The organism is Sphingopyxis indica, from assembly GCF_900188185.1.
GTDB classification, from domain to species: Bacteria; Pseudomonadota; Alphaproteobacteria; order Sphingomonadales; family Sphingomonadaceae; genus Sphingopyxis; species Sphingopyxis indica.
Window position 1 is genome coordinate 141,069 of sequence record NZ_FZPA01000011.1, and the last position, 15,664, is coordinate 156,732.

A 15,664-nucleotide genomic window follows, 5' to 3' on the forward strand; every position below is an offset into this window, starting at 1 on the left:
ACTGCGACAACGTGCACGGCGATCTAAATGTCTGAAAAATAAGGAAAAACTGGAGCGGGCGAAGGGATTCGAACCCTCGACCCCAACCTTGGCAATATTATCTGGTGCGCCGTCGGCAGCCACCTAGTCATGCGCAGCTCTACTATTATCTTTGATAATACAGATATTTGCTACGATCTCGGTTACTTTTCTACCGCCGTCCACCGCCCTCTCTGCGATTCAATATGGATACGAATTGGATATGAGGGTATAAGGGGTGGATACGAACCTTCGAAGGTTTTACTCAAGGCTTAGGAAGTTTGGATGACCGGCTCGCAGCGCTTGACGAAGAAGATGATCGATGAGGCAAGGCCGGTCCCTGGCAAGCCGACGTTCCTTTGGGACAAGGAACTTCGCGGTTTCGGATGTAAGATCGAAGGCGCAGGGACCAAGTCGTTCGTGCTTCAGTATCGAAATTCCGAAAAGAGGAAACGTCGGCTGGTCCTCGGGCGCTATGGAGTCATGACGTTGGAGCAGGCGCGCTCCGAAGCTCGCATCAAGTTGGGTGACGTCGCGGCTGGCATGGATCCTGCGGATGAAAAGCGAACCGCTCGGGATGCTGCGACAGTCGGTCAGGTGTGCGACTGGTATCTTTGTGAAGCCGAAGCAGGAAGGATACTGGGACGCAAACGGACACCGATTAAAGCGTCCACCCTCACGATGGACCGCAGTCGCATCGAATCCCATGTCCGCCCACTAATCGGCCAGCGAAAGGTCGTCGCTCTTCGGCTGCCAGACATTGAAGCAATGCAACATGACATTGCCGCTGGAAAAACAGCAAGGCCTCGAGGCGAAGGGCGCGGTGGGGCCACCCAGGGCGGCAAGGGCGTGGCGGCCCGATCAGTATCGATGCTGCACAGCATCTTTGCGCATGCGAAGCGCGCAGGATTGATAGAAACGAATCCTGCTGTTGGAGTCCGAAAGTTCCCAGACCAGAAAAAAACACGAAGGTTGAGCCGAGATGAGCTGCGAGAGCTTGGCCAAACAATGCGCGACGTTGCTGACATAGAACATCCGGTCGGCCTCGCGATCATACGCTTACTCGCCTTGACCGGCCTGCGATTGAACGAAGCTCAAAGCCTCGAACGCAGCTGGGTCTTCGACGACGGGTATATTGCATTCGGCGATACGAAGTCCGGCCCGCAAATCAGACTGATAGGCAGCCCCGCCTTACAGCTGCTGCGGGATCAACCATCCATAGGTGATGAGCCGTTCATCTTTCCGTCAGACGGCGGGCAAACCCATTTCGTTGCAGCGAGCGGCGTACTCGGCAGGATAAACCAGAAAATAGGTTGGGCCGACGTGACCCCGCACACCTTAAGACACACGTTCGGCAGTATTGCGGGCGAGTTGGGTTATTCCGAACTGACGATTGCCGCTACACTTGGGCATGCCGCAGGGTCCGTCACCGGACGATATGTGCATATAGATGAAGCCGTCAGATCGGCCGTGGAACGGGTTTCGAAGGAAATTGCTCTTCTATTGAATAGTGCTCCGCTTAATGAAAGTCAGCCGAGCCAACTTTAAAATACCGCATTTGGATCGTGATCTCACTTACACCGTGTTCGATTTGGATCGATCGCTTCCCCGTTAGGACGGACTAGCCGACTTATTCTTCGTTTGCGAGTGGACCACCCTGATGGGGCGGCCACCGCCGCCGCGCGCAAGTCTGGTCTGTAGGCTCGATGCCTCACGGTTCCTGTCCCGGGTAGCGCATAGCGAGCTCGAACGGCTCGAGGAAGTGCTGAAGTAGAGTTGAAGTGTTTAGGGACGGAGTATTTTGCTCCGTCCCTGTTCTTTTTAAGCCGGGCATAATATCTGTAAAGCGCCAGATTTTCGTTCTGGTCGGTGGCAAATCCGGATAGGGTCAAACAGCAGCCTGACGCTGCCTCTGGGCGGTAACAAGCAGGGACGCACGACGCCTTCCCATATATGAATAATTGGAAACGCGCTCCACAGCTATAGGTCCTTTTCGATAAAGAGAGGGTCGGCTAAACTTGCACGCGAGACGCGCTTCATATGCACGGATGATCGCGGTATTTCACCGGCAGCCAATCGTTCGGTCTAGCTTGTCCGCGAGACGGAGCGCCAGCGCTGTTATAGTGAATGTCGGGTTCGCCCATCCTGCCGTGCAGAATACGGAGCTACCTGCGATATGCAGGTTGTTCGTGCCGTGCACACCGCAATGCGGATCGACGACGCCACGCTTGGGATCATCGCTCATTCGCGTGCCGCCCATATGGTGATAACCCGCTATAGGATGGTTGCCCACCGTAGGGTCCACTGGCCAAGCATGGCCCAGCTCTGATAACCATTCGCTGGGCACAACAAAGCCATCATAGAGCCGGCTTGCCTCATCGTTAAAAACGCGCGCGAATACGCGTGCTGTATGCTTGTCGAGCGCGGAAAGTTGCCATGACAGATCGGCGCCTTGCTGGCCCAGTTCGTCCCGCCGGTCGGACAACACGACCCGGCTTTCGGGGTTGGGTGCCTGCTCGCCGCGGATCATCAAAAAGAGCTTCGTCATTCCTGCATTCGCCATGGCCATTTCGACCTGCGTTCGGGCCACGCGATGAAACCATGCCCGAATCTGGCGATAGTTATGATTAAGTGCGCGCGCCGTCCTGTTCGGACTCATGGAATGCTTGATATGGTGGTAGAGCTTGTTGCCAAGAGGGACGCCCTTTTGAGGAGGTCGTTGCAGCTTGAAGGTTGCGATCGAATTCAGCGTTTCCTCGGCTTCCTGCAGCGTGTCGGCAAGGCGCAGAACCGGGGCGAGCGGTGGCCCCATTTTCATGAAGCGCTTCTGATGCGTAGACCACAGCCTGAAGGGCTGCGCAATTTCGACCTTACCGATACGGCCGTTCGGGTGTTCCATGAAAAATCGCCCAAGCTGATCGTAATCGTTGCCGATACCATTCGGCATCACGTCTGACGACGACATCAGAAGGCGGATGTTCTCGATAGCGCCGCATGCAATCACATAATGTGTCGCCTTCAGCTGCGCGCTTGGGCCATCGATAGCCTTTAATGCAATGTGATCGACCGCAGAGCCATTGTTAATGAGCTGTATCCGCACGGCATTGGCGTGCAGCAGCAGCGTAAGATTGCTTGCAGCTTTCAAATCTCCGGCATTAGACGCCCCAAATCTTTCGCGCGCGACATCGAATCGCCACAGGCCGGTCGTGAATTTTTCAGGATCGAAATCCTGATCTGGAATACCGCATAGTTCATAGGCATTGTCCCACGCGAATTCACCGATTTCAAAGATATCCTGTGCCTTGCGATACCAAGGCATGAGCTCCTTGCGAGTAATTGGCCAGCCCGAATGCGGAACCCAGTTTCGCCTGCGGAAATCGATTTCGTCCAGCACGGCGCATCGCCCGCCCCAAATCGCAGCGGTCCCTCCGAAGAAACGGAGCCGACTTTGGTCGAGATCGTAATATTCTTGCCCAATATTTCGCCCAGCATACAACGCTTGGGTGCGCGAATCGAAATCGAGGCCGCCGCTTTCGACAAGGCAAATATCGTGCCCGCGTCGCATCAGCTCGCGCGCGATTGTGATGCCTGCAGGCCCTGCCCCGATCACGGCAACATCGTAATGCCGCCCAGCGGCAGCCGGATGTTTCAGAAAATCAGCGATCATTGAAAACAATTGCCCCATCGCTTCGCCAATGGACGGCGCCACCTGGTTCGTGCCGAATGCTCCCGATCCTAATTCCAACCGCCTCCCAACGCGAGAAAGATACGCACCCGATCCGCTGCGAGCTTGGCGTTCGATGACGCCAAAGCGGCTTCGGCATTGGCCAAAGAGCGTTCCACGTCGAGCACTTCGAGGCTCGCCGCAGCGCCGCCGCGCGCAAGTCTGGTCTGTAAGTCCGATGCCTCACGGTTCCTGTCCCGCGCAGCGCGCAACCGGATGTTTTCATCAATGTCATTGGCATATTGCGTGAGCGCGCTCTCTGCCTCTTGAAGGGCCCCCAGCACCGTGCCGTCGAATTCGGCCAGCGCCACCTTGGCCGACGCGCTCGCCTGATCGATCCTGGCCCGCGCGACGCTGCGATTTGGAAAGCTCCAGGAAATCAGCGGGCCGATGCTGAATTGCAGCGCCGAATCGCTTGTCAGGCCCTCGATTGTGCGGGATGTCGTGCCTGCTGAAGCGCCCAGAGCGATGGTGGGATAAAGGGCCGCAGTCTCGACGCCGATGCGGGCGGTAGCGGCGGCTAGCCGGCGCTCGGCTTGCCGGATATCGGGCCGCCGCCTGATCAGGGCCGTCCCGTCACCGGCGGGAATCGGCCGCGTAAGCGATGGTATCGATGCGCAGTCGATAAGGCTAGCCGGATAGTCCTGCGGACTTCGGCCGAGCAGCACGGCGAGCCTGTAGAGCGCAATGCGCCGCGCGGCGGTATATCCGGGCAATGCGGCCTCAAGCTGCGCGAGCAGCGCGCGCGAGCGCGTCGCGTCGATGGGCGCGAACACGCCGCCCCGCACGCCTTTTTCGGTGAGGGTCAGCGATTGCCGCTGCAATGCCGCGCTACGTTCGGCAACCGAAAGCGAAGCACCCGCCGCACAGGCGTCGGTATAGGCACCGACTACGGCTGCCGCGACCGTGGTGCGAGCAATATCCAGCGCGGCCGCCTGCGACCGTTCATCGGCCGTGGCGGCCTCGATCGCACGGCGGATACGACCGACCACGTCCACTTCATAGGAGATGCTGCCGCCAAGGCTGAACAGGTCGTGGACGCCGGCAGGATTGCCGATCCCCAGACTGGACGTTTCTCCGACGCTCGCAGACCCGTCGAGCGAGGTCTGGACGCCAGAAGCCGCCCGCACTTCGCGCGTCAGTGCCTGGGCGCGTTCGAGATTGGCGGCGGCGGCGCGCAGGTCGGTGTTCGCGGCAAGCGCGTCTTCGACCAGCGCGTCGAGGCGCGCATCGTCATAGAGCTGCCACCATCTGTCGGGCAGCGGTGCACTAGAGATGGCGCGCGACGCGCTGGCCTCGAAGGCACTGGTCTCGCCGTTCGCCATCCCTGCCGGCAGGGGTGGCGGCGCATAAGCGGGACCGACAGTCGTGCAGGCCGACAGGACAGCCAGGAGCGCCGGAGCAAAGTGTCTCGATCGCATCGCCATGCTCATAGAATATGCTTCGGGTGGAGGTGTTCGTCTGCGCCGTCCAGAGTGACGGTAACCGTGCGCCCTGCCACCAGCATCACGCCGTCGGGCACGTGGTCGATAGCGATCCTGACCGGCACGCGCTGGGCCAGACGCACCCAGCTGAAGGTTGGCTTGACATCGGCAAGCAGGGTGCCCGCAGCGGTGGACCGCTCGCTGTCGTTAATGGCCGAGGAGACGCCGACGACATGGCCGTCCAGCGTCCGATCCTCACCCATCAAACGTATTCTTGCGTGCAGGCCCGGACGAATCTGGGCTAGTTTGGTTTCCTCGAAATAGCCCGATACATAGTAGCTGTCGCGATCGACCAACGACATTACGGGTTGCCCGGCATTGGCATAGATGCCCGGCCTCAGCTGAAAGTTTGTCACGATGCCGTTGACGGGAGAACGCACCTCGGCGCGTTCCAGATTGATCCGGGCAAGATCGCGGTCCGCGATCGCCTGCGCCAACCTGGCCCGCGCTTCTTCCGCCGCTGCCTGGCGCGTATCGCGATCCTGATCCGATACCACGCCGGCCAGCGCGGCGTAGCGTCGAGCCTCGCGCTCGGCCGAGCGCAGCGTGGCCCGGGCAGTGGCGATAGCGGCCTCCGCCTGCGCCAGCGCATTGCGCAGCCGCACCCGGTCGATGGTGAAGAGCACCTGCCCCTTTTCCACCACATCGCCATCCTGCACGAGCACCGAATCCACGCGGCCCGCTTCATCGGTGGCGATGGGCACGACATCCGCGCGCAGCTTCCCGTCCCGGGTCTGCGGCGCATAGGTGTAGTAGTTGTACAGGTGCCACAGCACCAGAGCGGCGAGTACGGCAAGGACGAGCGTGAGTACGACCTTGAGGCTGCGTATGAGAGTTTCCCGGGTCAAGAACATGGATCAGGCCGTTATTATGCGCAGGCCCGCAAAGGCGAGCCAGAGAAAGAGGAAGAACAGGGCGAGGTCGAAAAGCGGCCGTTGCCAGACAAATCGATAGATGCCGAATTGATCCAGTAGCCGTGTTGCCAGCAAGCGCGCGAAAAAGGCGATGACAAGGCACAACAATAGTGGCGAGACGAAAACGCCTGCTATGTCGATTTCGCCGATCATCCCGCCGGCATCCATGGCGGGCTTTTTTCGAACAGCGCCAGACGCAGGCCGAGAAGACCGCGCACCAGCGGATTGTTCTCTCCGGTCGCGCTGTTCAGTGCCGCAGACAATGTTTCGTCTATGCTGCCGAGCAGGGAATGGGATGGCGTGTCCCGGCCCGTCTCCTGACGGATCACCGTCAGCAGGCGCTCGGCCGCCTGTCTATCTTCCCCGGACAAGCCGTTGGCGGCATGACGCAGGTCGGCGATATCCGCCCCTGCGCGCAAACGGCGAAGCAGTCGTAAACTTTCATCTGATCCATCCGCCGCCTCAAGCCGCGCGGTCAAGGCCCCGATACGATCAAGCGAGCGGGCTATGTAAAGGTCGCGGTCCCGCGCAGTGGCATGTCTGGTAAGCGCGCGTATGTCAGCACGCGCCATCTTCGTAAAGCGCTCTACAGCATGCTCAGCGCCCATTCTGCGAGCCATGTGCAACCAGAAAAATCCAACAAAAATGCCGATCAGCGAGGCAAGACTTGCATCAATGAAAGTGCCGAAATCGAGTGGCTGGTATTTGCCCTGAAGGTTGATGGTGCTGAGCGCGAAAGCCAGCAGCAGAAGCGCAAGGGGATTGCTGACCGACCAGGCGGCGATCGGCATCATGAATAAGGCCATGACGACGAGAAACGCTCCGTAGTCCGTCGCCATCGGCAACAGTGCATAGCACAACACGGCAGCGGCAGCAGTGGCCAGGACCGCGAACCGTGCGAACTTCGCTACTGCCGCGCCGGCCTCATCCACACCGCCGAAGAAGGCTATCGCCACCGACCCGATCAGCAACGCGCCGGGCGCCTGCTGCCATCCTGTCAAATACGAGATTCCAGCCAAGGTGGCATAAGTAAGCAGGATTGCAGCGGATACCCGCCAGACGATATGATAATCGGGGTACAGCGGGAAGGCGCGTGCGCGCTCGGTTGCTGCGTCCAGCGACGGAGATAGCGCAGCCCCGCTGTCGAGCGCTGAATCGAGCGCTCGGATTTCCGACCAGAGGTTAAGCGCATCTGCCATGATAACCGTCAGATTGCGGTGAACGAGGCTTTGCCAGCTTCCCGGCGCTTCTTCATCAAGGGCATCCATGCGCCCCGCGAAATCGGCAGGAGGCTCCTCTCCATCGCGGACCAGCCTCGACGCTTCGGCCAATGCCGGCGTCAGGGCCTCACGAAACGCATCGCCTCCGATCGGGAGCCGTGATCCGATCGCGGAGATCAGGGGAACCAGGCGCAGCATCCGCTGCTGAATCGCAAAAGCGATCTTGCGCTCGCGCCGCGACACCATCGGGTCGTATCGCAGTTGCCCGGCCAGCACCGATAGCGCAGTGACATCGCCGATCATCCGCAACCGGTCGGCTGTCGCCTCGGGGTCGGTTTCGCGTCCCGCCAGCGCCTCTTCGAACCAACGTTCTACATCCGGTATCCATGCGTGGAGCCGGTCACGAATCTGCGGGCCGAGCGAGCGCGGCGCGATGATGCTGTCGATGATCGAGCAACAGATCAGTCCAAGCCCGATTTCCGTGACGCGGGCGACCGCCGTGCCGAACATATTGCCGGGCTGGTTGATCTCCGGCACGGCGACCAGCATCATCGTTACGCCGAACAGGAGGAAACCGTAGCTGCGTGGGGTTCGGTCGATCAGGGAAATGGCCAGTGTGGCAGTGGCCACCAGACCCGTAACGCCGACCAACAGCACCGGAGTATTTACGAAGACGCCCGCAAGCGTAAGTGACGCCACGCCCGCGCTGACAGTGCCCATGAAGCGATAGATCGCCTTCGATCGAATCGCACCGGTCATGGGGTTCATCAAAACGCAGCAAGTGACGAGCGACCAATAGGGCTGCGGCAGTCCGATATGCACCGCAATGGCGAATGCCAGCATGGCGGCGATGAACAGCTTTGACGCGAACAGCCAACGGGGAAGTGAGAAATAGGGCGGTGTCACACCTGCTCTCGCTGCATATAGGCCTGCGCGCGTTCTTCTAGGGTCCGCAGGATATGCTTCGCGGTTTCGATGTCTTGCGCCGGAAGATTGCCCAGGAGTGCCTGCCTCAATTCAACCAACCTACGTTCGATGGCCTCGGCCAGTTCTTCACCGTCGGGAAGTAGGCTCACGGTATTGCTGCGGCGATCTCCGGATGCCGCATTGCGTTTCAGCAGCCTTGCCGCCTCACCCTGATCCAGAGTGCGGACCAGCGCCGCCGGATTGACACCAATTTCAAGCGCGAGTTCTTTTTGAGGCACCGCCGGGCCCAACCGCGAAATCAGGACGATTGCAGTTCCGAGCGAGCTGGAGAGTCCCAGCTCGGTCATCACGTTACTGGCCACCTGCACCCAAGCGCGCCGCACGGGCTGAAGTGCATTGGTCAGGTCGAATAGCGAAGCATCGGTCATTAGAGCCGAAAATTGCCAAAGCAATAGTTGCTTTGTCAATGGATATTGTCCGATTGTTGTCCGTCGTGACGCGCGCACCCCACGATCAACAAATTGCTATATGGTTCTAGCAGTATCGACCCGCCGATCCACGATCCGATGAGCACGCCCTGCTGATAACCCAGAAAGACGAAGCCAATAGCGTGTTCAAATGCTTGAAACCGGACGGCTTGATGATGAGGACGCTCACCCGCGGAGCAACCCCGCCAGAGCGCGTCCATCGTCGCCGTGACGGTGATCGTCGATTCTGCCGTCACCGGCAGCGCGACAAAGCAGACGATGGTGATCGATTGCAACAGAAAGGCGAGCGCGAGCAAGCGCTTCTGGCTAAAATGGGTGCCGAGATCGTTAGCGATCAGCGAGCGGACGGCATTTCCAAATCCGATTATGCCCAGCGCGGTCGCGCTGGCTGATACCCCAAACGGGACTTTGAAGCGCCAGCCCGAATCCCAAAGCCGATGCCGAGACGCCGAGGTCACGCTTGATCTTCGGCAAGAAGGGGCCGAAGCTCGGATCCCTCTGCCGATCGACAAGATGAACGTTGCCGATGCCACCACGACAGCCATCTTGGAACGCCTCCCGGCGTATATTGGGCCGAGGGCAAAGACCCAATGCCAGGCATCGGGCCGCCTAACATGGGCATCCTCACCCTAACGGCCCCGGAAAATCGCCGGCGTTGCGGACGCCAGAGTCAATCTAGGGGGATCTGCAAGTCGGGATCGGCTTTTTTCATGGCACGTTCGAAGGCGGGGCGACTGGCAATGCGGCGAAGATAGGACCGGATTGCTGGATAGGGCGCGAGATCGACTGGCGCAAAAACGCGCATGGTCGTAAGCGGGAAAGCAATCATTATATCGGCAACGGTAAAGTCCTCGCCAGCCAGCCAGGCATGACCCTCCCCCAGATGAGCCTCGAGTGCCGCCAGGATCCGCTCGGCCCTGTCCCGCATGAGTCCTGCCATCTCTCCGCCAACCATCAGCATCATCATGGTGGGCATGAAGGAACCGTTGGCGCAATGATACCAGTAGAGGAATGTGGTAAAATCCCGGTGATCCAGCGGCAAGACTAGCCTTCCGCCGCCGTGACGCGCGACGATATAGTCAATGATGGCGCCTGACTCCGCGAGGCGTAGATCGCCTTCAGTAATGATGGGTGCGGTACCCGCTGGGTGCAGGGACTTGTAGTCCGCTGGCGCCAGCCGTGTTACCGGATCGCGTTCGTAGCGGATCAGTTGATAGGGGATCTCCAGTTCCTCGCAGAGCCAGACGATACGATCCGACTGGGACATTCCGAGGTGATGGACAGTCAGCATATTTGCCTCCAATTTAATTGCGGTCAGTCCGCGTCGACGAACGACCCGTGCAGGGCGGCAACCAGAGCGCGAACCCGGTCACGCAATTCCGCGACATCGCTCTCATCGATCGCAAGGCCGTCCGCCAGCGTTTTAGGAACCTTTTCGGCAGCTTCTCGCATTTCGCGTCCCGCCGTGGTCAGCTCTATCAACACCCGCCTCTCATCGCCGGTGTCGCGAACGCGGCTTATCAAGCCCGCCTGCTCCATCCGCTTGAGGAGCGGCGTCAGTGTGCCACTATCGAGATAGAGCTTGTGCCCCAGCGAACCTACTGTCTGCGGCGTCTCTTTCCAGAGGACAAGCATGACGAGGTATTGCGGATAGGTCAGCCCCAGTTCCGACAGGATAGGCCGATAAAGCCGCCCCAGCAGGTTCGATGCAGCGTAGAGCGGAAAACAGACCTGCCGGTCCAGATCGAGTGGATCAGTATAGCCCGGCAAGTCCATGGTCTCCTCCTCAGTTCACCGACACGCTGATGCCGACATCGATATTGCCCTTGACCGCGTTGGAATAGGGGCAGGCGGCATGGGCCTTCGCGACCACGTCTTCCGCGGTAGCCTGATCGAGGCCTGTGATTGTCACGTCGAGTGCGACCGTCAAAACGAACCCGCCATCTCCGTTCGGTTCCATCCCGACATTTGCGACAACAATGATTTCGTCGTCCTTTACCTTGTCAGAGGTCGCATGCGTCACATGAATGACCGCGTTTTCAAAGCAGGCTGCGTAGCCCGCCGCAAAGAGTTGCTCGGGGTTGGTCGCCCCGCCCTTTCCGCCCAAGCCCTTGGGCAGCGCCAACGGCAGGTCGAGCAGGCCGTCATCGCTTTTGACGGACCCCGAACGTCCGCCGATGGCGGTCACATTGGTGCTGTAAAGCGTACTCATCACAAAACTCCTTCATTTGCATTCCAGCATATAGATAGTGCGCAATTATATTGTGTCAAATTATTTTCGTGACATGCCGCATCGGACGAGCGACTGCAGCAGGTTGCGCCCCGGAAAAGCTCGCTCGACGACGAGCCCGCACGTGTGGTTTGACGCAAGGAATACCAATCTTAGCAGTGTAGTTCTTGACGGGAATTGGCCCGCTTCAATTGAGAGGCGCGAGCCCAGCGAGGCTGGCTTCCAAGCAACCTCGACAAATGAAATCTATATTGCATATGTCAGAAATACCTGACATATGCATCCGATGTCCAATGCATTAGCCACTGGCGACGACCTGCTTCGGCTTTTGGCTGCCATGGCCAATCCTCATCGTTTGCGCATCGTTGCCGCACTCAGCCGCTATGGCGTACGCCATGTGAGCGATCTGGCCAGGCTCGTGGGCATCAGTCGGCCGCTGCTCTACCTTCATCTGGAAAAGCTGGAACAAGCAGGCGTAATTCACAGCCACTTAGCCCTATCAGACGATGGTAAGGCGCTCCGCCAGGTCGGCATTCTCCCGTTCCACGTCACCCTGTCGCCCGATTTGATCGCGCGGTTCGCCGATACACTTACCGATTTCAAGGAGAAGAAGGGATGAGTCCCGGCATCTATATACTCACGATATCGCTTTTGCCGCTGACCGCGATAATCGTCTTCGCTATGAAATACGCGTCATCCCTGGCAGCTGCGCGTGTACGGATCGCCGGCGACAACGAGCTAAGAGATCTGATCGCGCGCCACGCCGAAGAGCTCGCCTCCATGCGTAAGACCTTGATTCGAATTGCCGATGATCAGGCTAAACATTCCCAAAGCCTCTTGAACATCGACAGAATCCTGCGGGAAGTCGGTTGAAATGAACGAGGGCTCTTTGCCAGTGTCCGCACTAAGGCTTAACATGTTGCGCGCGTATTACGCACTTATGGCTGCCGGGTCGTTGGCGGTATTCTGGCCCCACCTCGTATCGCATTCGCCGGAATGGGGGATAGAGAGCGGTGCGCAATATGCGCTGCTAGGCGCGCTCGCGCCTCTGTCGATGGCTGGCCTGCGCTACCCGCTGAAAATGATGCCGCTCATTCTATACGAATTTCTCTGGAAAGCGTTGTGGTTCGTCTTCGTCGCCGCGCCGCTCTATGTCGAGGGCCAGATGACCGATGGCGTCTTGAGCAACATCTTCGCCTGCGGGATCGCCATCGTGTTGACGCCGATCGTCATGCCATGGCGCTACTTCTGGCACACATACATCGTAGCGCGCGCGGAACCGTGGGGCATTCGTCAAATAGAGCAAGGCGTCGCAGCGAGCGAAGCAAACGGCTGATTTGGAACGGCTCGGGTCTCGACTCGCCAGTCCGCTTCCAACCAGTTGCGGCTTGCGGTTTCGGACGTCATTCCGCCTTTCCGGCGGCCGAATTTCCTATAGAAATTGAAACCGAAGACGGTGTGCTCGCATGAAGGCACTTTGCCGTCGGCCAACGGAGTTCATCCCAATAGCGCAGACCATAGTCCCGGCGAATCGCCGCTAGCCATTGTGCGATGGCCGCCGGGAGCCGCGGATCACCACGTCGAATCAACTAAGTATTCGCCAACCAGACCGCGGAGATCGCCAGTACGGAAACGGCAAGAGAGACGATCCAATGCGGTTGTCTTGCGCGCGATCGGCGCGTGGGGTTCAGATCATGCTTCAGCCGCATATAGTCGCGCATGGTCCTGAACTGGGGCGATTTTCAGACTGTCGGCTGGTAATGGTCAGCTATAAGTTGAGTGTGCGTTCACGGCGCTGCATCCCGGCGCCGGCGGTGATCAGGGCCGCCACGGGCTGTCCGTCAACCTCGTGCCGGCGGCCGAAAATATGGAACAGATTCTAGATCCGGCCGGACACGACACGGCCCTCGCAGGCATGGGGGTGTGCTCCATGAAGAAGCGCCCCACCAGGTCACAATCGTTCCCCAGCCCGGCGCTCTGCACGGATTTCGATGCCAGAAGCAATCGGGGATGACCAAGGTCTCAAAAGCCCCGATGCACGTCGCACTGTCCTGGAATTTACCGCGCACCCATCGGCCCATGCGCACGATTGCAATTGGCGGCGCCATAGAGGTCATACGGCGCCGCTCGTTCTGGAGTTCAGAAATGATAGGCGACGCCCAATAGGGCCTTGTGACGGTCAAAAGTTTCGCCACTGCCTCCAAGATCACTATACCGGTATTCGATCCGGGCAGATATCCTGTCAGTCAAAGCTCGCTCGACGCCGCCGCCGACGCTCCATCCATCGAAGTTGTCGTGGCCTCGAAGGGTTCCGTCCGGACCCGTCATCCTTACAGATGCCCGGCTATTTTCATAGCCGCCACGGACGTAGATCAAGGACCGTTCATCCACCAGGTAGCCGGCCCTCGCCGAGACATCGAACGTGTAATCGGGATCGACAACCGCAAAGCCCCGGCGGACATCGTCATCGGCTGCGATTTCGAAGCCTCCTTCGACCCCGAGCACAACGCGGGGCGCTACCTTGTGATTGTAACCGACAAAGGCGCCTCCGGTGAAACTGTCTTCCGAATTTCGGATATCGATCGAGCCGATGTCGGTATCGGGGCGTCCGATCTTGTCGTGATTCCAGCCCACTTGTGCCCCGGCATACGGTCCATCGAACACCTGGGCCGAAACTGGCAATGCGGTTGCGGCGGCGGCCAAGACTACGGCCGCTGCGATCAGTTTTCTCATTGTATTTTTCCTCTTTCCTGCACTTCCTACCTGAGGATCGGAGTGAGCGCTCACTCCGATCCTCAGGTAGGAAGTGGCCCGTAGGGGTTCAAGGGCCAGCGAGCAGGGAAGTTTTGCGCGCGAGCCATCATCGCGGCCGAAATTCGCGCAGCCCAAACGAGAGCAATGCTACCGTGCTGTCGAAGCACGCACCGCGCTCTGGCCATGGCTTGCGAACGGACGAACGAACCGCCCTGCGAAAACTTATCCTGCGATAATTTTCGTCCGCCAGTGCTCGTTGTCAGCGGCGTGGTTTCGGGCCTGCAATCACTTCAGACCGCCGCCGAGCGCCCTGTACAGTTCAACGGCGTTGGCTTCACGAACATAACGCGTAGCAAGCAGGCTCTGCTGTGCGGCGTAGTATGTCCTCTGCGCATCGAGGGTGGTGAGAAACGAGTCAATGCCGGAACGAAACCGTGCCTCTGAGAGCCGATAAGCTGAAGCCGCTGCCCCTTGCAGGGAGGTCTGGGCCTCCAGCTGGCTGGCGATGGTACCGCGGCGGGCCAGCGCGTCTGCAACCTCGCGAAAGCCAGTCTGGATCGATTGTTCGTACCGGGCGACCATGGCGTCGCGGGTTGCTTCGGCGTACCGAAGATTTCCCTGGTTCCTCCCGAAGTCGAAGATGGGCACAGACGCGGCAGGCGCGACTGACCAATAGTCGCTGCCATTGCCGAACAGGTTGGACAGGCCGAGGCTGATCGTGCCAAGCGCCGCCGTGAGGGATATGCGTGGAAAGAAGGCTGCGCGCGCGGCACCGATATTGGCATTTGCTGCCCGAAGCTGATGCTCGGCCGCAGCGATGTCCGGGCGGCGCAGCAAGACTTCGGAAGGAAGCTCAGCCGGAAGCTGCGCAAACGTGGCACCTGTCTCAGGCAGTTGTTCGGGAAGAAGTTCGGAGCGGACTGTCGTGCCCGCCAGCAGGTTGAGTGCGTTACGCGCCTGATCGACACGCGTCGTGCCCTCGGCAATATCCGAACGCGCCTGATCATGGCTTGTCTGGGCCTGACGCACCTCCAACTCCGACGCGATACCTTTCGCAAAGCGCGCCCGGGTGAGCGCCAGCGTATCTGCGAACGCCTGCTCGGTCTCTCGCGCAATCCTGAGCCGTTCCTGATCGGCTGCCAGTGTCAGCCAGGCCGTTGCGACCTCCGCGATCAAGGCAGTCTGCGCTGCGTTGCGGTTTTCGACCGATGCGAAATACTGTTCCAGAGCGGCCTTGCTCAGATTCCGCGTTCGGCCGAACAGATCGATTTCCCAGGAAGAAATGCCGACACTTGCGGTGTAGATGTCGTTCCTGCCGCCAAGCGCGGTTCCTCCGCCGGAGCCGCCGGCACCCGAGACGCCACCAGGATAGTCCTGATAGGTCGCGCTGCCGTCGATGCCGATCGTCGGCAGCAGGTCCGCGCGTTGCACGCGGTAAAGGGCGCGCGCCTGTTCCATGGTGGCCAATGCCACCCGCAAATCGCGATTATTGTCGAGAGCGATCCGGACCACATTTCTGAGCCGCTGATCGGTAAAGAATTCCTCCCATGCGACATCAGGGGGATAGGCAGCTGTTTCGCTAACTGTCCCCTCAACCGCCAGTTCGTCGGGCACGGGCATGGCGGAAGGGACATATTTCGGCGCCATGCAGCCGGTAAGGCCGACGCTCGCTATAGCCGCGAGAAAGACATGTGATTTCTTCATGGCTCAGTTCTCCGACCGTACGTTGTCTGGCGCAGCCGGAGCATGCGCCTGCCGGCCCTCCCGACCGTCACGATCCTGCCGAAAGAGCCGTTTCACCAAAAAGAAGGGGAATTATATACTTGACTCCCGAAACAAATTAGGGTAGTTATCTTCTTGTCGGAAGCGGAAACGCTTGGATTTGAAAGGATAACACGATGTTCA

At 59.4% G+C, this 15,664-nt stretch carries 16 protein-coding genes; 4 read left to right on the top strand and 12 right to left on the bottom strand.

Going from position 1 to position 15,664, the window contains the following annotated elements:
* Positions 1–303: 303 nt before the first annotated feature.
* Positions 304–1,566, top strand: a complete 1,263-nt coding sequence (locus CHB69_RS14800; RefSeq protein ID WP_089216785.1) for a tyrosine-type recombinase/integrase — start codon at positions 304–306, stop codon at positions 1,564–1,566.
* Positions 1,567–2,080: 514 nt separating this feature from the next.
* Here the strand turns inward: CHB69_RS14800 and CHB69_RS14805 are convergent.
* The 10 genes from CHB69_RS14805 to CHB69_RS14850 all read right to left on the bottom strand — a co-directional run bounded on the left by CHB69_RS14805 (position 2,081) and on the right by CHB69_RS14850 (position 10,987).
* On the bottom strand, positions 2,081–3,727 hold the full coding sequence (locus CHB69_RS14805; protein WP_245836832.1) for an FAD-dependent oxidoreductase: 1,647 nt from the start codon (positions 3,725–3,727) through the stop codon (positions 2,081–2,083).
* 26 nt (positions 3,728–3,753) lie between these two features.
* A complete protein-coding gene (locus CHB69_RS14810) occupies positions 3,754–5,175 on the bottom strand; it encodes an efflux transporter outer membrane subunit (protein ID WP_089216787.1) in 1,422 nt (473 codons plus the stop codon).
* Positions 5,172–6,074 carry an efflux RND transporter periplasmic adaptor subunit gene (locus tag CHB69_RS14815; protein ID WP_245836835.1) on the bottom strand — a complete coding sequence of 301 codons (903 nt, stop codon included), beginning with the start codon at positions 6,072–6,074 and terminating at the stop codon, positions 5,172–5,174. The genes CHB69_RS14810 and CHB69_RS14815 overlap by 4 nt, the downstream gene beginning before the upstream one ends.
* Before the next feature lie 9 nt (positions 6,075–6,083).
* On the bottom strand, positions 6,084–6,293 hold the full coding sequence (locus CHB69_RS14820) for a DUF1656 domain-containing protein (RefSeq protein ID WP_089216813.1): 210 nt from the start codon (positions 6,291–6,293) through the stop codon (positions 6,084–6,086).
* Positions 6,290–8,266, bottom strand: a complete 1,977-nt coding sequence (locus CHB69_RS14825; RefSeq protein WP_141134002.1) for an FUSC family protein — start codon at positions 8,264–8,266, stop codon at positions 6,290–6,292. Before CHB69_RS14825 ends, CHB69_RS14820 begins: the two co-directional genes overlap by 4 nt.
* The gene (locus CHB69_RS14830) at positions 8,263–8,715 is read right to left on the bottom strand and encodes a MarR family winged helix-turn-helix transcriptional regulator (protein WP_212541939.1); all 453 of its coding nucleotides are present in this window, start codon (positions 8,713–8,715) and stop codon (positions 8,263–8,265) included. Before CHB69_RS14830 ends, CHB69_RS14825 begins: the two co-directional genes overlap by 4 nt.
* A gap of 35 nt (positions 8,716–8,750) precedes the next feature.
* Positions 8,751–9,320: an MFS transporter gene (locus CHB69_RS14835; protein ID WP_141134003.1), complete on the bottom strand. Its 570-nt coding sequence runs from the start codon at positions 9,318–9,320 to the stop codon at positions 8,751–8,753.
* A 125-nt stretch (positions 9,321–9,445) separates the two neighbouring features.
* Entirely contained in the window at positions 9,446–10,066 is a 621-nt protein-coding gene (locus CHB69_RS14840; protein ID WP_089216791.1) for a glutathione S-transferase family protein, read from the bottom strand.
* A gap of 23 nt (positions 10,067–10,089) precedes the next feature.
* Positions 10,090–10,551: a MarR family winged helix-turn-helix transcriptional regulator gene (locus CHB69_RS14845; protein ID WP_170935582.1), complete on the bottom strand. Its 462-nt coding sequence runs from the start codon at positions 10,549–10,551 to the stop codon at positions 10,090–10,092.
* 10 nt (positions 10,552–10,561) lie between these two features.
* Positions 10,562–10,987, bottom strand: coding sequence for an organic hydroperoxide resistance protein (locus CHB69_RS14850; protein ID WP_089216792.1), 426 nt, complete (start codon positions 10,985–10,987; stop codon positions 10,562–10,564).
* Positions 10,988–11,291: 304 nt separating this feature from the next.
* On the opposite strand from CHB69_RS14850, the gene CHB69_RS14855 reads away from it, so the two are divergent.
* The 3 genes from CHB69_RS14855 to CHB69_RS14865 are packed head-to-tail and all read left to right on the top strand — an operon-like array spanning position 11,292 to position 12,341.
* Positions 11,292–11,624, top strand: a complete 333-nt coding sequence (locus CHB69_RS14855) for an ArsR/SmtB family transcription factor (protein WP_089216793.1) — start codon at positions 11,292–11,294, stop codon at positions 11,622–11,624.
* Positions 11,621–11,878, top strand: a complete 258-nt coding sequence (locus tag CHB69_RS14860) for a hypothetical protein (RefSeq protein ID WP_089216794.1) — start codon at positions 11,621–11,623, stop codon at positions 11,876–11,878. Before CHB69_RS14855 ends, CHB69_RS14860 begins: the two co-directional genes overlap by 4 nt.
* Position 11,879: 1 nt before the next feature.
* The gene (locus CHB69_RS14865; protein ID WP_141134004.1) at positions 11,880–12,341 is read left to right on the top strand and encodes a hypothetical protein; all 462 of its coding nucleotides are present in this window, start codon (positions 11,880–11,882) and stop codon (positions 12,339–12,341) included.
* 803 nt (positions 12,342–13,144) lie between these two features.
* On the opposite strand, the gene CHB69_RS14870 is transcribed toward CHB69_RS14865, so the two are convergent.
* Both CHB69_RS14870 and CHB69_RS14875 read right to left on the bottom strand, forming a co-directional pair.
* Positions 13,145–13,738 (bottom strand): outer membrane protein, encoded by a 594-nt coding sequence (locus tag CHB69_RS14870; protein WP_089216796.1) that lies wholly within the window; start codon positions 13,736–13,738, stop codon positions 13,145–13,147.
* 306 nt (positions 13,739–14,044) lie between these two features.
* Positions 14,045–15,463, bottom strand: a complete 1,419-nt coding sequence (locus CHB69_RS14875) for an efflux transporter outer membrane subunit (protein ID WP_089216797.1) — start codon at positions 15,461–15,463, stop codon at positions 14,045–14,047.
* Positions 15,464–15,664: the final 201 nt, after the last annotated feature.